Raw genomic sequence first — 17,887 nt, 5'->3', positions numbered from 1 at the left:
TCCTCCCGGCACTTCCCACTCGAACCCGCGGTGCAGTCCGGCCAGTTCACTCGGCCCGGCCGTCCTGGTCCCTCAAGCGCGTGCGGCGCACGCCGAGAGTCGCTGCCGTCACAGGCTCAGCAGCAGATCCCGGACCGCGGCCGGCTGGGAGAGGAACGGGTGGTGGCCCGCGCCGAGCTCGACGACGTTGCCGGCCCGGCGGGCGAACTCGCGCTGCAGGCGCGGCGGGGTCCCCCGGTCCTGGGCGCAGACGAGGTACGTCGAGGGCACCTGGTGCCAGGCGGCCGCCGCGACCGGCTGCCCGGTCACCTGCACGCTCTGCCGGGCGAGGTGGTCCGCCGCCTGCGCCTGGACCTCGGGGTCGCAGTCGTGCAGGAACGTGTCCACGAGCAGCTCGGGGCGGACCCCGAACGTGCCGGCGACGGGGTCGACGTCGAGGAACGGGGCGGGGCTGCCGTCCCCGAAGTCGGACAGGCTCTGCCCGACCTCGGGCAGGTAGCTGGAGACCAGCAGCAGGTGGCGCACCGCCCCGATTCCCGCGGCGGCTTCAGCCGTGACGATCCCGCCGTAGCTGTGGGCGACGACGACGGTCGGCTCGTCGCCGGCCTGCAGCACCTGCCGCACTGCGGCGACATCCTCGGTCAGCCCTGGACCGCCGACACCGCCCGGCAGTCCCGTCTCACCGCAGCTCGGCAGCGCCGGAGTCACGCTCGGCACCCCTCGCTCCCGCAGCAGTTCGGCGGTGCGGTGCCACCACCACGACCCGTCCCGAACGCACGCCCCGTGCACGAACACGACCCTCATCGCTGCCTCCACGTCCGCCCCGACCGGCTCGTTCCCAACGGTAGACGTAGCCGCCGTTACGCGAAAAGCTGGTGCCATGGGCAGACGACCGCAACCGGACATCAAGGACAGACTGCTCGACGCCTGCACCGACTACGCCCTCGCGCACGGCCTCCCCGACCGGCTCGAGCCACTGGCGACGGCCACCGGCACTTCGGCCCGCATGCTGATCTATCACTTCGGCACCCGGGACGCGCTGTTGCGGGCCGTCCTCCAACGCGCGCGGCAACGCCAGCTCGACACGTTCGGCGACCTCCTCCGGGTGCGGCCCGACGAGCCCTACACCGTCACCCTGGGTCGCGCCTGGACCTCGATCACCGGCTTGGAAGGGCGGCCGTACCTGCGGATGTTCGGCCAGCTGCGCGAGAGTACGGACCAACGACTGTGGCCCGGTTTCCGACGCACCGCCACGACCGACTGGCTCGGGCCGCTCGAGGACGGCCTGCGCAGCATCGGCCGACCGGAGCTGGCGACCCTCGTGCTGGCCGTCATCCGCGGTCTCCTCATGGACCTCGATGCCACCGCAGACACCGCCCGCACCGACCGCGCCTTCCACGACTTCCTCACCGCAGTCGAGCAGCAGTCCGGCGGCGACCGCTCAGCTGTCCACCGCTCCCCCGAAGTCGCGGGCGGCAGTACCGACACCAGCACGGCAGGGGTATCCGAGGCCGGTGAGTGCGAGCCGGCCGGAACGGCGTAGTTCTGGTTGCCCAAGTTGCCCTTCAGGCTTCCGAGTTCGACGGCGTCGGGGCCGAGGCTGTCGAGCTTCGACTCGGCGGCCGGGCGGGTGGAGAGGTAGACGCGGACATCCGGGCCCTCGGAGGTGGCGAGGTTCTCCAGGCGCAGCACGGTGCTGCCGTCGGCGAGGCGGATCAGGCGGGCATCGTCGGTGATCTGGCAACGACTACAGCATTCCGCAGGTGGCAGGCACCACCCCGCGGGAGTGCGCGGTATGGAGAGGTGTGTTCGCGACCGGCGGCCGCCCGCCCGGATCGATGGGTCAACGGCCTTTCACGGCGTTGGAGTTGAAGGTCTCGCGGTACGTGCGCGGCGGTACCCCGACGTGCGCCTTGAACAGGGCCCGGAAGTTGGCCGGGGTGCCCAGTCCGCAGCGGCGTGCGACGGCTTCGACCGTGAGGTCGCCGGATGCGAGGAGTTCGCGGGCGCGGGCGAGCCGGGCGTCGAGCAGCCAGCGCATGGGCGGTTGGCCGGTGTCGGTGTGGAAGCGGCGGATCAGGGTCCGGCGGGACAGGCCGGCCCGGCGCGCCAACTGGTCGACGGTGAGCGGTTGGTGGAGGTTGCGCAGGGCCCAGTCGTACAGGGTGGGGATGGCGGACGGCTCGGGGCGCACCGGCAGGTCGATGAACTGGGCCTGGCCGCCGGTACGGTGCGGGGCGGCCACCAGCATGCGGGCCTGCCGGTTCGCCAGGCGCGGGCCGTGGTCGCGGCGGATGAGGTGGAGGCACAGGTCCAGGCCGGAGGACACGCCGCCCGAGGTGAGGACCTGGCCCTCGTCGATGTACAGATCCTCGGGCACGACCGTCACCCGGGGGTACCGCCTGGCCAGCTCCCGTGCGTACAGCCAGTGCGTGGTGGCCCGGCGGCCGTCGAGCAGGCCGGCGCCGGCGAGGGCGAACGCACCGGTGCAGATGGACGCGATGCGGGTGCCGCGGGCCGCTGCCTCCGCCAGTGCGTCGGTCACCTCGGCGCTGGGCGCGGCCGGCTCCAGGTAGCCGGGGACGATCACGGTGTCGGCGGACGTCAGGCGGTCCAGACCATGCGCGACGGACAGTGCGGGGCCGCCGTGCACCTGGACGGGGCCGGGCCGTTCGGCGCAGACCGAGAGCGTGTACGGGCCGTCCGGCCAGCTCCCGAAGATCTGCCAGGGGATCCCGAGGTCCAGGGCGAGGACGTTCTCGAGGGCGACCACGACCACGTGGTGTGCCTCGCCCGCAGCCCGATCCGTCATGGCACGATGCTATCGCTCCATGGCATGGGTGCCACTGCCCGATGGGCCCGATACGCGCCTACGGTCGCCTCATGGACACCGAAGACCGCATCCTGCCGATGCTCCCGCAAACTCCCGTCGCCCGTGCCGCCGTCGAGCTCGTCCGGTCGAGCGAGAGCGAACCCGTCGCCAACCACAGCATCCGCAGTTACGTGTTCGCCACGCTGCTGGCCGAACACGAGGGGCTGGCGGCCGGCACCGACTTCGACGCCGAACTCCTCTTCCACTCCTGCGTCCTGCACGATCTCGGTGCCTCGCCGTCGGCGCCGGGCCGGGCACGCTTCGAGGTCGAAGGCGCCGACATGGCCGCCCGCTTCCTCACCGAGCACGGCTACGGTGCCGACCGGACCGACCCGGTCTGGGAGGCGATCGCCCTGCACACCTCGGACGGCATCGCCGAACGCCGGGGCGTACTGGCCTACCTCACCCGCCGGGGCATCGGCATGGACTTCGGCTTCGGCACCGAATTCCTCACCGACGCCCAGGGCGAGGCACTCCACGGTCGATACCCGAGGCTGGACATGACCACCGTGCTGGTCGACGACATCGTCCGCCAGGCCGCCCGCTCCCCACAGGCCGGTGCCCGCTACACCCTCCCGGGCGAGTTCCTCCGCGAGCGCGGCGAGCCCGGCGCCGTCACCGCCCTCGAACTCGCGGCGCGGGCCTCCCGCTGGGGCTCCTGACACCGGCACCGCGCCGCAGGGCCGAGCGCGCGGTCGATTCGAACGTCCTGCCGTACAGCGGCCCCGGCGCCGAGCTGCTCGGCGACGATGCCTGGCTGACCTCCGCGCTCCGTGATCTGGCGCCCGGACGCCTCCCGTGGACCAGGAAGGGACAACTGGCGCAGGAGGAGAGAGTGACGGCACTCGTCTCCGGCCCGCGGTGATGACGCCGCTGACAGTTCCATCGGCCCCCCAGGTCGAAGTGGTGAGCATGTGCTCACCGGCGAACGCCAGCTCACCGCCCGCGCGCTGATCTCCAGTGGCTCGCGGTGCGGCAGGATGCTTGCGACATTCAGCGAGTGGGGGTCAGCGGCCGTTCGCGGCGGCCCGCTTGATGAGGTCGGCGGTGGCCTGCGCCTGGGAGACGTAGCCGGAGTGGCTGGCGTTGACCTCGCTGAAGGTCGCGCCCGCCCGCTGCGCCATCTGCCGCTGGGCGGCCGGCGGGATCATGCGGTCGTCGGCGGCGACTCCCCGGGGTCGGGGGCGAACGCGGCGCAGGACGTCGAGTTCGCCGTGCACAACCCGCAGATGGTGCCGTTGCTCTGGTACTCGGCGCTGAGGCGTCGACGGAGCACAACGGCTGGACCAACCGGTTCCGGTACACGGAGGTGTGCCAGGGCCGGGCCGCGGAGGACGCCGCCGCGCACCCGGACCGGGTGCTGGCGCTGCTCTGGCCGCCGCACCGCGACCCGATGGCCGCTGAGACCCTGCGCGCCTACCGAGGGGCAGGGTTCCTCTATCTCGGCGACGGACCTGGCGGCCTGTGTGCCGAATCACCGCGAAGTCCGCCGGGCGCAGGGTCTTCGGCCTCGCCACCGCAGGCGTCCGTCTCGCTTGACCTCTTGCGTGTCAGTTCGGCAGCCAGTGCAGCTCGTGCGCCAGGGTTTTGGCGACGGCGCGGATGCGGCGGTGCAGTGGCGACTGCTCGCGTGGGAGGACCAGGTGGAACGTCAGGCTGGGCGCGCCTCGCAGCGGTCGCCAGGTGAGACCGGCCGGTTGTGCCGTGGCCGCGGTTTCTCCGGCCGGGGCGAGGGTGACCCCGTCGCGCAGGTCGCGCTGAGACATGTCGAAAGAGACTGCGAGCGTGTGGAATCGGGGATGTGGTCGGGCGTCTCGGAACAGCGCGGACAGCTGATCGTGGATCACGGGGTTGGCCGCACGGTCCGGGAGTCGCAGCGGATACGCGGCCGCGTCGGCGATCTCGATCTCCGGGTGTTCGGCGAGCGGATGGTGCTGCGCCAGTTGGACCCCGATGCGCGTACGCCGCAGCAGGAACCGGCGTACGCCACGGCCCGGTTGTTCACCGCGGGTGATCCCGGCGTCGATGCGGCCGTCGGCGACCGCGGGGGAGATCTCCGGTGTCGCCATCGGGACCGCGCTGACCTCGAGTCCGTTGTTGTCGCGAATCAGCCTGTCCACCAGGGCCGGTGTCGTCTCGGCCCCGGTGCTGAGGCTGTATCCGATGCGCAGCGTGCCCAGTTCACCGGTTGCCGCGCTCCGGGCGGTGTCCCACGCCCGGTCCAGTGCTGCCAGTGCGGGTGGTGCGGACTCCGCCAAAGCCGCACCGGCCGTGGTCAATTCGACGCTGCGGGTGTTGCGGAGCAGCAGGGCCGTACCGAGTTCCGCCTCCAGTCGGCGGATCCGGGCGCTGAGTGCGGGCTGTGCGATGCCGATCCGTGCGGCCGCGCGGGTGAAGTTCAACTCCTGTGCGAGCACCAGGAAGTAGCGCAGGCTCACCGTGTCCGGCGCCACGTGCCCTCCCGGCCGATTGATAACGATCCGTTCTGAGTCTAGTCCGAACCGGTCTTTCCCTCAGGCGCACATCAAGCCCTAGCCTGCGCATGCCGGAATCGATCTGAGTGTCGATCAGAAGTCGGACGTGTCCGGCCGAACACAGGAGGTTTCCATGGCCAAGGGCTACTGGGTCAGTGTCTACCCCGCCATTTCCGACCCTGACGGGCTGACTGCCTACAACACGCTGGCCGGTCCGGCTGTCCGGGCTGCGGGTGGGCGCACCTTGTCCCGTGGCGGTCGAGTCGTCGCCCACGAGGCCGGAATCACGCAACGCGTCGTTCTGGTCGAGTTCGACAGCTTTGAACAGGCCGTCGCGGCATACGAGAGCGAGGCGTACCGGAAGGCGCTGGTGGCCCTCCCCGACGGCGTCGAGCGCGACTTCCGCATCATCGAAGGCATCGACTGACCGGCGGGCCAGCCATCGCTGAGCTCGGCGGCGGTGCGCTGCCGACAGCCCCAGCCCGGCTCAGCCCCCGCCGCCGGCCTACCCCGGCCCCCGGCCTTTCCTGTCCGCTCGGGCAGCGCCGATGCGTTCGAGGGTGTCGGCGGCTCGGCGCTCGACCAGGATCGGGATGAAGGTCCGCACCCTGCTGCCGTCGAAATGGGACCGAGCCTCGGTCAACGCTCCCTCGACGGCACCGGGGCCCGTAGCGGCGTCAAATCGCAGGTGCAGTCGCCGTCCTGTCGCTTGCAGTGCGGTGGCCTTGGTTCGGTTGCGCAACTCGTCCTGGTCCATCTGCTCCTCCACAACAGTGTTCCGGCGACTGGTCATCGCATCGCCCAGGATGCGGCTACCCCCGAACCGCGCCGCAGAACACCGCAACCGGCGCCGTACGGCAGGGGTTGCTCACCGCGTTGCCCTCATCGTCCGGACGGCTCAGTCATGGGGCGGCCTGGCCCGGCTGGATCTGGCGTCGAGGCAGATCGAACTGCCGGCTCCGGAGGTTTGCCATGCCGCTCGACCCACCGATCGCCGCCGGGAACAGGTCAACGTCGGCGGTCCCCTGCACTTCACCGGCGGCAACGCCGTGGAGATGCGTGAGGTGAACCGCCAGATGGTGGCGGCCAACCCACTGCCGTCCCCGATCGAGGTCGGCTCGGTGCAGGATGCCACGGTGGCTGGCCCGGCCGGTGCGGTTCCGGTCCGGGTCTACCGTCCCTCGAACGCGGGCCCGACGCCTACCGTGGTGTTCTTCCACGGCGGTGGCTGGGTGACCGGGGACCTGGACACCCACGACGACGTCTGCCGCAGGATCTGCCGCGACGTGCGGGCCGTCGTCGTGGCCGTGCACTACCGCCGTGTCCCCGAAGACCACTTCCCCGCCGCCATGCAGGACTGCCTGGCCGTGGCCCGCCACGTCGCCGACCACATCGACGACTACGGCGCCATGCCCGAACGCCTGGCCCTGGCCGGGGACAGCGCGGGCGCCCACGAAGCCGCCGTCGTCGCGCTGACCTTCCGCGACGAAGGCCGACCACTGGCCGCCCAACTACTGGCCTACCCGCCGACCGACTTCACCCGCGACTACCCCTCCATCACCGAGAACGCCGAGGGGTACTTCCTCACCAAGGACCTGCTGCACGAGTTCCGGACCGGATACGCGGGCGATGACCCCCAGACGCGCCGCAACTGGCAGGTGTCCCCGCTGCTGGCCGATCACAGCGGCCTGGCCCCGGCAATCATCGCAACCGCACAGTACGACCCGCTGCGCGACGAAGGCCACGCCTACGCCGAAGCCCTGCAGCAGGCCGGGGTTGACGTGTTCTACCGCAACTACGACGGCGTGATCCACGCCTTCCTCAACCTCTTCGGACTCTCCCCCGCCGCCGAACAAGCCACCAGCGAGCTGCTCACCGAACTGTCAAAACGGCTCGCCTAGGCACCGGCAGGTCCGAAACTCGGGCTGACACTCCCGAACGCGGCGGGGCGCCGGCTGCCCGTGTCTGCGGCGGTCAGGACCGCTCGATGGCTGCCTTGATCCGGCGGCCGAAGTCGGGAGCGTCCTTGCGGGCCGCGTGCACGGCCGGGCCGAGCAGCACCTTGCCGAGGCCGTGGCCTTCGAGCACGTTGAAGATCCGGACCCGGGTACGGCTGTCCGGCAGCGGTTCGAGGTCGTAGCCGCCTTCGGCGGTGATGAGGTTCTTGCTCTGCTCGCTCCAACGGATGGTGCGCGGCGCCTCCACACCGGTGATGCGGAACTCACGGGAGGTCTTCATCCCGGCGTCCTTCACGGTGCTGCGGAAGACCGTGCCGACTGCGGTCGGGGCGTCGTCCGGAGTCTTCGTGATCTCCAGGACCCGGGGGCTGAACTCGGGGTCGTGGCGACCGTCGGCGAGGTACGCGAAGACCTCCTCCACCGGGCGGTCGACCTCGACGCTGGCCTCGAACAGTCCGGACATGTCGGCTCCTCGCTGTGGGTCTGGCAGGCGCTTCACAGCCAGGATTCCAGACGGTCCCGGCCCACGCCTCCCGATCGCGGGGGCGCAGGACGCGAGCGACCCAGGACGCCTTGCCGGCCACATCGGCGTCTGGGTCGGCGGGGCTCGGGCGGGTCGGTCGCGTTCGTCCGTCAGCGCGGGTCTTCTCGTAGCTGCGGACAGCTTCGTCGACGGTGGTGCAGCCGACAAGGGCAAGGGCCAGGTCGGCGGCGTCGAGCATCGCGGGTTGTGTTCCCAGGTGTGCGGGACGGGGAGGGCGAGGATCGGACGGTCGATGTAGGCGCCTTCGTTGTCGGTGATCAACTGGCGCAGGCGGGGCGACCAGTGGATGTACTCGTCGAGGAGCCGGGTGCGGATCACCTCGGTGTCGCCAGTGGTCAGGCCGCCGCGGGACGGCCACGGCTACCTCAGCCGCCCCGAAGACGGCACCTCACCCCCCGCCGACTGCTGGCAAAATGCCGACATGACGACTTGAAGAGCAGACGGCCGGCCGTACTGGACGAAGACCGCGACCCTGACCACCGTCACCATCGGCCCCGAACCCCTCTGCAGCGCCTGCCGAACACCCGTCGGCTCATACCGGTACCGCTTCCACCCACCCGAGTCCTCCCTGTTCGAGCGCTGCATCGGACTCACCTGGTGCGCTTCCTGCCGGACCTACGCCGCCACCATGGTGTGCGTCCCGCGAACGCAGGTCCTCGCCGACGCGCTTGCCGGACTGCCGCCCACGGAGCGGGAGCGCATCAGCCGTTCGGAGACGCGCCTGGTGCAGTTCCTCAGCCACCCTGCGTCCGCCACCCTCCGCTCATCGGTTTGATCATCCGTCAGGAACTGGAGGCTCTCACCGCGCGTCCTGAGGTGCATGGCTTTCATGGAGATCGCAGGCAGTGACGAAGGACCAGGGTGGACTGCACTGGTGCTCCTGTTCGTCATCTACGTGGCCGTCCCTGTGATCGTGCTTTCGGCAGCGATCGCCGCAGTCGTACGGACTGTGACTTCGGCGAGACGGCGTAGGAACCCACCGCCCAGGGAGATTCAGGTCCTACGGCTTGACCTCGAGTCAGGAACCTGGCGAGAGCACCAAGAGATGCGCTAGCGCTCCTCCGCCGGGTCGACCTCGCGGCACTTCGCGCAGCCGGGGTACGGGCCCGCGTGACCGATCTGGCCGACTACGGACGGCCGATCTGGAGCTGCGGCGGCTCAGAGTCGAACCGGTCCACGCCACCCACCCCGAGCGCTACCCCGCCCCTCCCGAGCGAGCAACTCCGCGCCGATCACCCCGACTTGGCGATCCTCCCCAACGAGCCCTACCGCTTCACGGCCACCGACGGCCGGAGGCCTTCCCCGGCGTGCCCGCCGCTCTGGTGAGCGGCCGTCACCTCACCTGGTACGGTCCCTCCCTGGTCGAGGCCCCGGGGGTCCTCACCGCCGCCCTGCGCCGCGCCCTCCCCCACGGAACCACCCAAGGAGACCCAAGTGAACACGCCCGCAGCCATCGGGATCGGCGTCCTCGCCCCGCTCTCCCGCCCCGGCTGGGTCGAGGCCGGGCGGCACCTGCTCACCGGGATCGAACTGGCGGTCCATGAGGTGAACGCGGCCGGCGGCATCCACGGTCGTCCCCTGGAACTGACGGTCCGTGACACGGCCGCCGATCCGCAGCGGGCGGAGGCCGCGATCGAGGAGTTGGCCGCCCTCGGGGTGGCCGCCGTGGTCGGGGAGTACCACAGCGTCGTGGCCCGCGCCGCCACTGCCCGGGCCGACGCGCTCGGCGTGCCGTTCCTCTGCTCCTCGGCCGTGTTGGACTCGCTCACCGAGCACCCCACCGACCTGGTCGCCCGCATCGCGCCCGCCCAGTCGCACAGTTGGCGCGTCTACGCGGACTTCCTCCTCGCCGCCGGCCACCGGCACCTCGCCGTGGCGGTCGACCCCAGCGTCTACTGGAGCTCGGGCATCGCCGTCCTCCGCTCCCACCTCGCGCCCCACGGCGGCACCGTCACCGCGTGGGCCGCCGCCGAGCTCGACCCCGCCGCCCTCGCCGACAGCGGTGCGACCGCGCTCCTGCTCCTGACCGGCTTCCCCGACCGGGCGGTGGGGCTCGTCCGCACGCTCCGTCACGACGCCCGCCTCGCGGGGCTGTTGATCGGTGCCCCGGCCGGGCAGCCCGAGTTCGCCGAGTGGGCGGAGCTGCTGGGAGCGGACGGCGACGCGGTCCCGTTCCTGCGCTACCTGCCGAAGCGGCCCACCCCGCGGCAGGCCCTCGTCGAGGCGCAGCTGCGCGATCGACTGGCCTCCGCCCCCTCTTTCGTGGCCTTCGAGGGCCACGACACCGTCACCGTCCTGGCCGAGGCACTCCGCACCCACGGCACGGACCGCGACCGCCTCGCCGCGGCCTGGCCGCAGCTCAAGGTCGAAGGCACCCGGGGCACGATCCGCTTCTCCCGCGTGCCGGGAATCGGCGTCCACCAGTGGGCCTGGCCGCCGGTCCAGGTCGCCGAACGCGATCCGGCCGCCCCCGACGGCTTCCGCGTCCTCCACACCGGCTGACCACACCGGGCTGACGGACCGTCCGACCGCCCCGCCGGACCTCAGCACCCGCACCCTGCTCCACGGCCCAAGCCCACAGCCGGGCCACGGCCTCCTCCCGTGACAGCGGGCCGAGTTGAAGGTGCAGCCCCTTAAGGTGCCGGGTGGCCGCACCGATCAGCGGGCCCGAGCGCGTCCATGATCGCCTTGCCGTCCAGGGCCACCTCCAGGAACAGGTCGCGCTGGCCCACCACTCCCGATCTGCCCGGAACGACGCCGAGGAGGGCGAGCGCGGCATCCGGGATCCCCTCGGTCCGGCTCGGGAGCAGGTCACAACCGATCTCATCCGGTCGAGGCTGATTCGCCGCGCCCGGCCGCCGGGCCATCGGTCTCGCCGGACCCTGCCGGTGCGCTGAACGTCGGGTCGCTTCCGGTCAGTTCGCAGCTCGCCGCCCAGAGACGTGCCGCGGTCGAGGTGTCGGCCAGGTGACGCCAGAGGGGTTCGATCCTGGGCGTACCGCGCAGTCCGAACGCTCGGGGCTCAGCATCTGGCCGCCGCGGACGCTCGGGTCGAGTACGGCTCGGACCGCGGGCCATGCGGCAGCGTCCTTGCCTTGGACGACAAGACCGAGCGGCAGGTGGCTCAGCCGCTCGCCGGTGGTCCGGACGTGGATCGGCGGGCGCGAAGGGGTGAGGGAGTCGAGCGCGCCGCCGGGATGGACGAGCACGCTCAGCGTTGTGCTGCCGACGGCACGCAGGCGGCGGTCGAGTTCAAGGGCGAAGAGCATCTGGGCCAGCTTGGAGCGCTCATAGGCGCGCTTGGGCTCGAAGTCGTGGTGCTCTGGAGATCGTCGACGTCCAGGCGCTCGGACTTGGCGGCGAAGCTGCCGGTGGTGACGACCCGGCTCCCCGGCGTCGCCATGAGCAGCGGGGCCAGCTGGTGCGTCAGCGCGAAGTGCCCCAGGTGGTTGGTCGCGAACATCAGCTCGTGACCGTCGGTGGTCTCGCGGCGCGGCGGATGGTCGAGCGCCACACCGGCGTTGTGGACGACCGCGTCGAGGCGGTCCAGCCCAAGTGCCTCCACAAATGCCTTGAGCGAAGCGAGGTCGGCCAGGTCCAGGGGCAGGTGCTTCACCTTGGCGCCGGGGATACGCGAGCCGATGGAAGCGATCGCGGCCTCGGCTTTCGCCGTGTCCCGGCTGCCGAGAACGACCGTGGCTCCGGTGCCGGCCAGCTGCGTGGTGCTTGCTGCCCCGCCGTGCGCGGTCGACCGGGCTGGGACCGCTTTTGGGCCCCGCCGAGCGGCCCGCGCATGGCTGGAGTCGATCACCGCCCGCGACCAGTCCAACTGCCCTGCCGACCGCAACAGTTCCAGCAGGACCAGGTGCAGCCGGTCGGCCGGCTGGCTGACTACCTTCACCATCCTGACCACCGAGGCGGTCGACGCCGCCGGCCGGATCCACGACCGGATGCCGGTGACACTCCACCCCGACGCCTTGGACACCTGGCTCGACCCGGAGACCACCGACCCCGGCCACCTGCGCGACCTGATCCACGCCCCGGCCGCCGATCTGACGGTCCGCCCGGTGGTCACCACCGTCAACAACGTGCGCTCCGACGGCCCCCAGCTCCTGACCGAAGTCGAGGACCCGCTGCCCGGCACCGCGGGCACCCACTTCGCGTAGCGCTTCAGCCGCCAGGCGCGATGCGGGTCGCCGACCTGGTGGACGTGGGTTCATTCCAACAGGCAACTCGTACGGGGAAGCGCCGGGTCGCGCTGCTCGGGGGGCGCAGCGCTCGGCCCAGGCCGCTGCCTGACATCCGGTCAGGAACCGTCGGGAGCGAGGTAGGTGGTCCGGCCGGAGCGGCGGGCCTCGGTGGCGGCTCCCAGGATCGCGGCGCGGCGCGGGTCGGCGATGGCGACCCACTCGGCGACGGATTTGAAGCAGTGAGCGGTGTGCTCGGCCGGATCCAGGGTGATGCGGCCGATCTCTTCGTCGGTGAGGATGCCGCCGTCGAAGAACGCGCCGACCTTCCACGGCCACGGCGGCCTCGGGGCGGTGAAGGTGAGCACCAGCAGCTGCGGCTCGGGCGCGTCCGGCCCGGCACAGGCCGGCAGGAAGCCGATCTCCTCGACCGTCTCCCGGCGGGCACACCCCAGAAGGTCTTCACCCGCATCAAGCAGACCGCCGGGAACCTGCATGACGGGCGGATCGAGAGCGGAGCGCAGGCCGAGCAGCCGGCCGCCGGTGTCGTGGAAGAGGAGGGCGGCGTAGCCGATCCCGTGCGACAACGTCGGGACGAACTCCTCGGGCGGCAACCACCCCAGGGCCGACTGCGACACGGAAGAGCGGATCTCGTTGGCCATGGACAGACCATAGCGCCGTGTCACTGAGCCCGTGACCGGGCTGGTCGAGTGCGGCGGAACCGCTTCGGTTGCGCTGACGAGCGCGGCAAAGGCGCAGGGGGTGTGCTTGTCCGGGGCCTTGGTCTGCCGAGTCGGGTCAAGATCGTGGTGTTCCACGATGGTGCGGCACGACTGGTTACCGGACAGTAGCCAGTGCGTACGGGGGCTGCCGGATCACGAGCTGCTGGCGCTTCACTGATGGGGATGTGTAGGCGTGAAGAAGATGAAAGCCGCGATTGTCGCGGCTGCCGTGCTGGCGGGTCTTGCGGTGTCCGCCGCTCCGGCGATGGCCGCTCAGTGCAAGACGGGGGGCGGCGCCCTGTACGTCTGCGAGTACGGCGTGACGAACCACGCGCTCCCGGCCGGCCAGAAGGAACAGTTCCTGGTCGGTATGGATCAGGCGGTGTGGACGCGCTGGACCATCGGTGGGACGTGGACCGGCTGGCAGTCTCTGAGCGGAATCGCCAAGAGCAACGTCGTTGTCCAGGACTTCGAAACCGGTACTGCAGTACTTGTGAAGGGAGCCGATGGTCGGACGTGGGCCAAGTTCCGTGACACAACCGGGCAGTGGCAACCGTGGGACAAGATCTCAGGAATTCCCGCCCGGTGAGCTGACCCAGGACGGAGTCTGGGAGATCCGCACCTGCCCCAGCCCGAGGTGCGGCGCGCTGCGGACAACCGAACTCCGCGCGGGCGGAACGATGGGACGGCGCGTCCGGACGAGGCGGCGTTCACCACAGTCGTCTGTTGACACGACAGCGGGGGCCGGGGAGCAATCCCCGGCCCCCGCTGACTGACCATCAGACCTGCGGCCAGTACGGCGCCGCCGCGAGCCGGGCCGCCGCCGCGTCCTGCCTCGCCGTCAGTCGGCGCACCACCAGGATTGCCAGCACCGCCGCGACCAGCTCCAGCCCGTCGGACACCGCCGTCACACCGAAGCTGGTGACGTACGCCTCCGCGGTCTCCGCCTTGACGTAGAGCTGCCCGTCGACCCGGCCGACCGTCAGCGAGAGCAGCCAGGCCGCCCACCAGAAGCCGAGCAGCTTCTCCGAGGCCTTCGGGGTGCCCTCCGGAGCAGCGGCCCGCCAGCTGTCCTGAGCGATCTGGAACGGGAACCAGATCGAGACCACCGGGACGAACCAGCCCCAGCCCGCCCACCCCGGGCTCCGGCGCTGCCGCAGCTGCGGCGCCAGCAGCTCGGCGTTCTTGCGGACCCGCAGGAACCAGCAGATGAAGACCACTCCGGTGGCCAGCATGGCCGCCATCCCCAGCATCCCCGTCACCACCGACACCAGCTCGGCATTCACCACCACGTCACCCGACAGCGCCGGTTCGCCGACGAGCTCCTGGTACTGGCCCCGGGCCGCCAGTGCGGCAGCGGCGTCCAGAACGTCGAACAGGGCCACCACCCCGAGCAGGACCGAGGCCGTGATCCCCAGGGCGCGCGGCGACCGGTAGGGCGCGGACCACGCCATCGGCGGGGCCTGCCAGGGCTGGGGCTGCGGCTGCGGATTGGTCAGGGGATCGGGGTACATGCTCGGAAATATCCAGTCACTGATTCCCCCCACCGTCCGAGGGGTTCGGAACAGACATGGGAACACAGCAGCCGGGAGAATCTCCAAACGTTATCTTCAGCTGTTGATGCCGAAACTGGCCCCGTAGCGGGCCACCGAGCGTCGACCGGACCAATCTCGCGCCCTATCTGCCGCCCCCTTCGCGGGACGGCAGGGGAGGACTGTACGCAGCGTCGAACTTGTGGATGATCTTCCGGAGTTCGCGAGCGGCCCGGGGTGACATCGCATGCATCACTGTGGCGATGAGGGCACGGGCTTCCAAAGGACTGCCGCAGCAATACCAGTGCACGCCACCCCGGTCATAGTCGCGCCACAGCTGCCGCTCCGTCTGGTGAACGTGGTCCTTCCAGAGGCGCACAGCAGCTGTGACTTCCCCTGGCTGCAGGTAGTTCCGGGTGCGCTCGAGGTGAGCGATCTCGGAGCGTGTCCGCGAGGAGACGCCGTCGATCATGGGCCATGAACCCCGAGTCCGGGAGGGGCAGAGATCGACGCGGATGCGCGTCGGCCGTCTACGCGGCATGGGCCTTTCGGTTTGCGGTCATGGGCTCATGCTGTCACGGTCGCGGACGCTTCTCGAGAGAGTTTGCTCTTACCGGAGGTCCGGCGACATCACAACGAACCCCCGGCCGCCGTTCAGTTCGGACACGACTGGATGAAGGTAAACTGTGCCGAATGCCCACCCCAAGCCATGGCCAGCAGATCGTCAGCACCGAGCCGATCGTCGCCACGCACCTGCGCCTGAACGCCGACCCTGACGACATCGGCCACCTCGTCTGCTGTCGTGACCCGTCCTGGCGCACCGCGTTCTGCGGCATCGACTCGGACACCATCAACCTCGCGGTCACAACCGTCTGCACGATGTGCATCGAGCAAGCCGAGGCCATGCGTCCCGGCTTCCTGGCCGAGCTGGGCACCAACTGCCCGGTAGACGGGCACCCATGCCCCGACGAGCACGAGACAGACCTCCGCATCGCTCAGGAAACCGGCCCGTCCGCCCGCCAGTAGTGAAGGCACCAGGCATCGGCCACCACAGAGTCGGACCGAGACGAACCGGTCGATGGCGCCGACCACGTTCGCCCTGGTCTGTGCGGCCCGCAGCATCCGCTCGAACGTGCCGTCACCGGCCCAACGACGAAAGCGGGTGTGCAGCATGGCCCAGGCGGTCTGGTGGGAGACGGCCGACTGGGTGCGGTCCCCGGCACGCTGCTCCTCCTCGCGCGGAAGTCGCGCCCGGCAGCCGAGGACCGCTTCGATCAGCAGCATCCTGGCCGGGGGCGGCCACGAACGCGCTACTTGACGGCGTCGGCGGTCAGGCCCTTGCGCCAGTAGCGCTGGAGGCTGATGAAGGCGATGAGCAGGGGGATCAGCGACAGGAAGGCACCGGTGATCGGCAGCAGCGGTGGCACGCCGTTGGCGAACTCCGACCGCCACTGCACCAGACCGACCGTCACCGGCAGTCGCGAGGCGGAGTTGAGTATGAGGGAGGGCAGCAGGTAGTTGTTCCAGATGCCGACGAACTGGAACAGGAAGACGGTCACCAGCGCCAGCCACATCACCGTCAGGGTCGGCGAGGCTCGGGCGGGTCGGCCAAAAAACCGCGCCGCCCGCGTCTGCTCCAGCTGCGGCGCCTATCGCACCGCCCGAGCCCTCAGTACAGGTGCTGCAGAGCCCCCGGTGTGCCGTCGCCCCACCCCAGCCCGGTTCACCTCGCCGGCAGTTCGGTCACCTGCACCCGATGGGGTTCCTCGCGCTGGATCCCGGCAGGCGGCGCCAAGAGAATCCCTCGCGTACAGCCGTAGTTCGTCCCGATTCGATTGACCGGTCGGCAACTTCTTCGGGCACCGGCCACCAGTCGATACCGGCCATTGACGTCCGGTCTTCCGCGTTCTGATGGGACCCAGACATCGAATGGCCAACGCCTGATCACGACCCGGCGGTTGGCAGCCCCATACCCTCAGAGCACAAGGCCGCGCGAAAGATGCCAGAGGTGTTCGATCCCCTTGCCCGCCTGACAGTGATGATGTTCATGAGCGTCTCCCGGCGGGGTCTGACCCACCGCCTGACTGACCACGGGTCCTTCACGTGATCTGTCGGCCCCGCCCGGGAGGCGTTCGTGCGCATCCACCGGCCCGGCCTGCGTGACTTCATAAGAGCCTGGCCAGAGGCCCCATCACTGTCCTGTCCGCCCGCCGGACCGGTGGCTGCCGCCCTGACCGGTTCAATGGAGAGGACGGCGATGTCCACCATCGCACAGCGGACCCGCGAGATCACCGGCGGCGTCGACACCCACAAGGACACCCACACCGCGGCGGCCGTCGACTCGGCCGGACGGCCGCTGGGCGCCGAGCAGTTCGAGGCCACCGCGGCCGGCTACCGCGAACTCCTGGCCTGGCTCCGCTCGTTCGGCAACCTGGTGCTGGTCGGGGTGGAGGGCACCGGCGCCTACGGCGCCGGCCTGGCCCGCTACCTGCACGAGCGGGCCGTGACCGTGGTGGAGATCGACCGCCCGGATCGCAAGGCCCGCCGATGGCAGGGCAAGTCCGACCCGGTCGACGCCGAGGCCGCCGCCCGCGCGGCACTGTCGGCCCGCCGCACCGGGATACCCAAGCAGCGCGACGGCCAAGTAGAGGCCCTGCGGAGCCTGCGGGTTGCCCGCCGCAGCGCGGTGCGTCAACGCGCCGATGTGGCACGGCAGATGAAGATGCTGATCATCACCGCACCGGAAGAGCTGCGGACCGTTCTGCGGGACCTGGGCGACCGGCAGCTGATCGTCGCGTGCGCCACCTCGCGTCCGGATGCGAAGAGAGCCGGCGAGCCGGCCGTCGCCGCCAGGCTCGCTCTACGGACCCTCGCCCGCCGCCACCAGCGACTGGGTGAGGAGATCGCCGAACTGGAGGAGCTCATCACCCCGCTGGTCGCCGGGATCGCCCCAGCCCTGCTCGCCCTGAACGGCGTCGGCGCGGACGTCGCCGGACAACTGCTGGTCACCGCCGGAGAGAACCCCGAGCGCCTGCGCTCCGAGGCAGCGTTCGCCATGCTCTGCGGCGTCGCGCCACTACCCGCGTCGTCCGGCCGCACCCACCGCCACCGTCTCAACCGCGGCGGCGACCGGGACGCCAACGCCGCTCTCTACCGCGTCGTCCTCTGCCGCCTGCGCTGGGACGAACGCACCAAGCAGTACATGCAGCGCAGGACCACGGAAGGACTCTCGAAGAAGGAGATCATCCGCTGCCTCAAGCGGTTCATCGCCCGCGAGATCTACCAAGTCCTGACCGCACCCAGCACCACACACATCACCGCCAAGCAGCTCACCACCGCTGCTTGACATCCATAAGAGCATCACCGGACGTGACCTGACCGCCTTTCGCATGCACGCGACTGACTGTTGCTGATCCAGCGGCCAGCTTCGACTGTCATCAGTCGCTGCTCGTGGTCCGTGCGATAGCCAAGAGGTGAGGTCACGCTCTGTCTGTCTGGCGGCAGGAGCGCCGTGCCTACCGGCCTCCTCAGATGGGCCAACCGACGGAGGAGCAGGGCGCGCCCGGCCGCTGGTCCCGTGGTGGTGCGCCACCAGCGC

Annotated in this window: 18 protein-coding genes and 4 pseudogenes; 9 read left to right on the top strand and 13 right to left on the bottom strand. The window is 70.6% G+C overall.

Going from position 1 to position 17,887, the window contains the following annotated elements:
• Positions 1-108: 108 nt before the first annotated feature.
• On the bottom strand, positions 109-804 hold the full coding sequence (locus F4556_RS34060) for an alpha/beta fold hydrolase (protein WP_184923077.1): 696 nt from the start codon (positions 802-804) through the stop codon (positions 109-111).
• A gap of 76 nt (positions 805-880) precedes the next feature.
• Between F4556_RS34060 and F4556_RS34055 the strand changes: the two genes are divergently transcribed.
• Positions 881-1,543 (top strand): TetR/AcrR family transcriptional regulator, encoded by a 663-nt coding sequence (locus F4556_RS34055; protein ID WP_184923075.1) that lies wholly within the window; start codon positions 881-883, stop codon positions 1,541-1,543.
• Positions 1,544-1,581: 38 nt separating this feature from the next.
• Here F4556_RS34055 and F4556_RS38760 read toward each other — a convergent pair.
• Both F4556_RS38760 and F4556_RS34045 read right to left on the bottom strand, forming a co-directional pair.
• Positions 1,582-1,692, bottom strand: a pseudogene (locus F4556_RS38760) (hypothetical protein); the annotation flags it as partial.
• A gap of 151 nt (positions 1,693-1,843) precedes the next feature.
• Entirely contained in the window at positions 1,844-2,812 is a 969-nt protein-coding gene (locus F4556_RS34045) for a GlxA family transcriptional regulator (protein WP_184923073.1), read from the bottom strand.
• Between the two features lie 71 nt (positions 2,813-2,883).
• On the opposite strand from F4556_RS34045, the gene F4556_RS34040 reads away from it, so the two are divergent.
• Positions 2,884-3,534 carry an HD domain-containing protein gene (locus F4556_RS34040; protein WP_184923071.1) on the top strand — a complete coding sequence of 217 codons (651 nt, stop codon included), beginning with the start codon at positions 2,884-2,886 and terminating at the stop codon, positions 3,532-3,534.
• Positions 3,535-3,879: 345 nt separating this feature from the next.
• On the opposite strand, the gene F4556_RS34035 is transcribed toward F4556_RS34040, so the two are convergent.
• Both F4556_RS34035 and F4556_RS34030 read right to left on the bottom strand, forming a co-directional pair.
• Entirely contained in the window at positions 3,880-4,092 is a 213-nt protein-coding gene (locus F4556_RS34035) for an alpha/beta fold hydrolase family protein (protein ID WP_221503762.1), read from the bottom strand.
• Between the two features lie 330 nt (positions 4,093-4,422).
• Entirely contained in the window at positions 4,423-5,325 is a 903-nt protein-coding gene (locus F4556_RS34030; RefSeq protein WP_184923069.1) for a LysR family transcriptional regulator, read from the bottom strand.
• 154 nt (positions 5,326-5,479) lie between these two features.
• On the opposite strand from F4556_RS34030, the gene F4556_RS34025 reads away from it, so the two are divergent.
• Entirely contained in the window at positions 5,480-5,773 is a 294-nt protein-coding gene (locus F4556_RS34025) for a DUF1330 domain-containing protein (protein WP_184923067.1), read from the top strand.
• Between the two features lie 78 nt (positions 5,774-5,851).
• Here F4556_RS34025 and F4556_RS34020 read toward each other — a convergent pair whose 3' ends face one another.
• Positions 5,852-6,103 (bottom strand): three-helix bundle dimerization domain-containing protein, encoded by a 252-nt coding sequence (locus tag F4556_RS34020; RefSeq protein WP_184923065.1) that lies wholly within the window; start codon positions 6,101-6,103, stop codon positions 5,852-5,854.
• A 307-nt stretch (positions 6,104-6,410) separates the two neighbouring features.
• On the opposite strand from F4556_RS34020, the gene F4556_RS34015 reads away from it, so the two are divergent.
• A complete protein-coding gene (locus tag F4556_RS34015) occupies positions 6,411-7,247 on the top strand; it encodes an alpha/beta hydrolase (protein ID WP_184923062.1) in 837 nt (278 codons plus the stop codon).
• A gap of 73 nt (positions 7,248-7,320) precedes the next feature.
• Here F4556_RS34015 and F4556_RS34010 read toward each other — a convergent pair whose 3' ends face one another.
• Positions 7,321-7,767, bottom strand: a complete 447-nt coding sequence (locus F4556_RS34010; RefSeq protein ID WP_184923060.1) for an SRPBCC family protein — start codon at positions 7,765-7,767, stop codon at positions 7,321-7,323.
• Between the two features lie 178 nt (positions 7,768-7,945).
• Positions 7,946-8,205 (bottom strand): annotated as a pseudogene (locus tag F4556_RS38755) (FAD-dependent monooxygenase); the annotation flags it as partial.
• A gap of 764 nt (positions 8,206-8,969) precedes the next feature.
• Between F4556_RS38755 and F4556_RS39250 the strand changes: the two are divergent.
• Both F4556_RS39250 and F4556_RS34005 read left to right on the top strand, forming a co-directional pair.
• Positions 8,970-9,254, top strand: a pseudogene (locus tag F4556_RS39250) (helical backbone metal receptor); the annotation flags it as partial.
• Positions 9,255-9,282: 28 nt separating this feature from the next.
• The gene (locus tag F4556_RS34005; RefSeq protein ID WP_313069019.1) at positions 9,283-10,350 is read left to right on the top strand and encodes an ABC transporter substrate-binding protein; all 1,068 of its coding nucleotides are present in this window, start codon (positions 9,283-9,285) and stop codon (positions 10,348-10,350) included.
• Between the two features lie 321 nt (positions 10,351-10,671).
• On the opposite strand, the pseudogene F4556_RS34000 reads toward F4556_RS34005, so the two are convergent.
• Positions 10,672-11,659 (bottom strand): annotated as a pseudogene (locus tag F4556_RS34000) (SDR family NAD(P)-dependent oxidoreductase).
• Between F4556_RS34000 and F4556_RS33995 the strand changes: the two are divergent.
• The gene (locus F4556_RS33995; protein WP_376775766.1) at positions 11,544-12,014 is read left to right on the top strand and encodes an SOS response-associated peptidase family protein; all 471 of its coding nucleotides are present in this window, start codon (positions 11,544-11,546) and stop codon (positions 12,012-12,014) included. The pseudogene F4556_RS34000 and the gene F4556_RS33995 overlap by 116 nt on opposite strands.
• Before the next feature lie 140 nt (positions 12,015-12,154).
• Here F4556_RS33995 and F4556_RS33990 read toward each other — a convergent pair whose 3' ends face one another.
• Positions 12,155-12,853 (bottom strand): NUDIX domain-containing protein, encoded by a 699-nt coding sequence (locus F4556_RS33990; protein ID WP_184923058.1) that lies wholly within the window; start codon positions 12,851-12,853, stop codon positions 12,155-12,157.
• 106 nt (positions 12,854-12,959) lie between these two features.
• On the opposite strand from F4556_RS33990, the gene F4556_RS33985 reads away from it, so the two are divergent.
• Entirely contained in the window at positions 12,960-13,346 is a 387-nt protein-coding gene (locus F4556_RS33985; protein WP_376775810.1) for a DUF8189 domain-containing protein, read from the top strand.
• Positions 13,347-13,536: 190 nt separating this feature from the next.
• On the opposite strand, the gene F4556_RS33980 is transcribed toward F4556_RS33985, so the two are convergent.
• The 3 genes from F4556_RS33980 to F4556_RS33970 all read right to left on the bottom strand — a co-directional run bounded on the left by F4556_RS33980 (position 13,537) and on the right by F4556_RS33970 (position 15,863).
• Complete coding sequence (locus F4556_RS33980) at positions 13,537-14,271, bottom strand: DUF4328 domain-containing protein (protein WP_184923054.1); 735 nt, start codon at positions 14,269-14,271, stop codon at positions 13,537-13,539.
• Positions 14,272-14,943: 672 nt separating this feature from the next.
• Positions 14,944-15,573: a hypothetical protein gene (locus F4556_RS33975; RefSeq protein WP_184923052.1), complete on the bottom strand. Its 630-nt coding sequence runs from the start codon at positions 15,571-15,573 to the stop codon at positions 14,944-14,946.
• A 26-nt stretch (positions 15,574-15,599) separates the two neighbouring features.
• Positions 15,600-15,863, bottom strand: a complete 264-nt coding sequence (locus F4556_RS33970) for an ABC transporter permease family protein (RefSeq protein WP_246511163.1) — start codon at positions 15,861-15,863, stop codon at positions 15,600-15,602.
• A gap of 683 nt (positions 15,864-16,546) precedes the next feature.
• Here F4556_RS33970 and F4556_RS33965 point away from each other — a divergent pair.
• Positions 16,547-17,635: an IS110 family RNA-guided transposase gene (locus tag F4556_RS33965; RefSeq protein WP_184923050.1), complete on the top strand. Its 1,089-nt coding sequence runs from the start codon at positions 16,547-16,549 to the stop codon at positions 17,633-17,635.
• Positions 17,636-17,887: the final 252 nt, after the last annotated feature.

This window comes from Kitasatospora gansuensis (assembly GCF_014203705.1).
Taxonomy (GTDB): Bacteria; Actinomycetota; Actinomycetes; order Streptomycetales; family Streptomycetaceae; genus Kitasatospora; species Kitasatospora gansuensis.
Note: the sequence above shows the minus strand (reverse complement) of the source record. Positions and strands in the feature narration are given on the sequence as shown.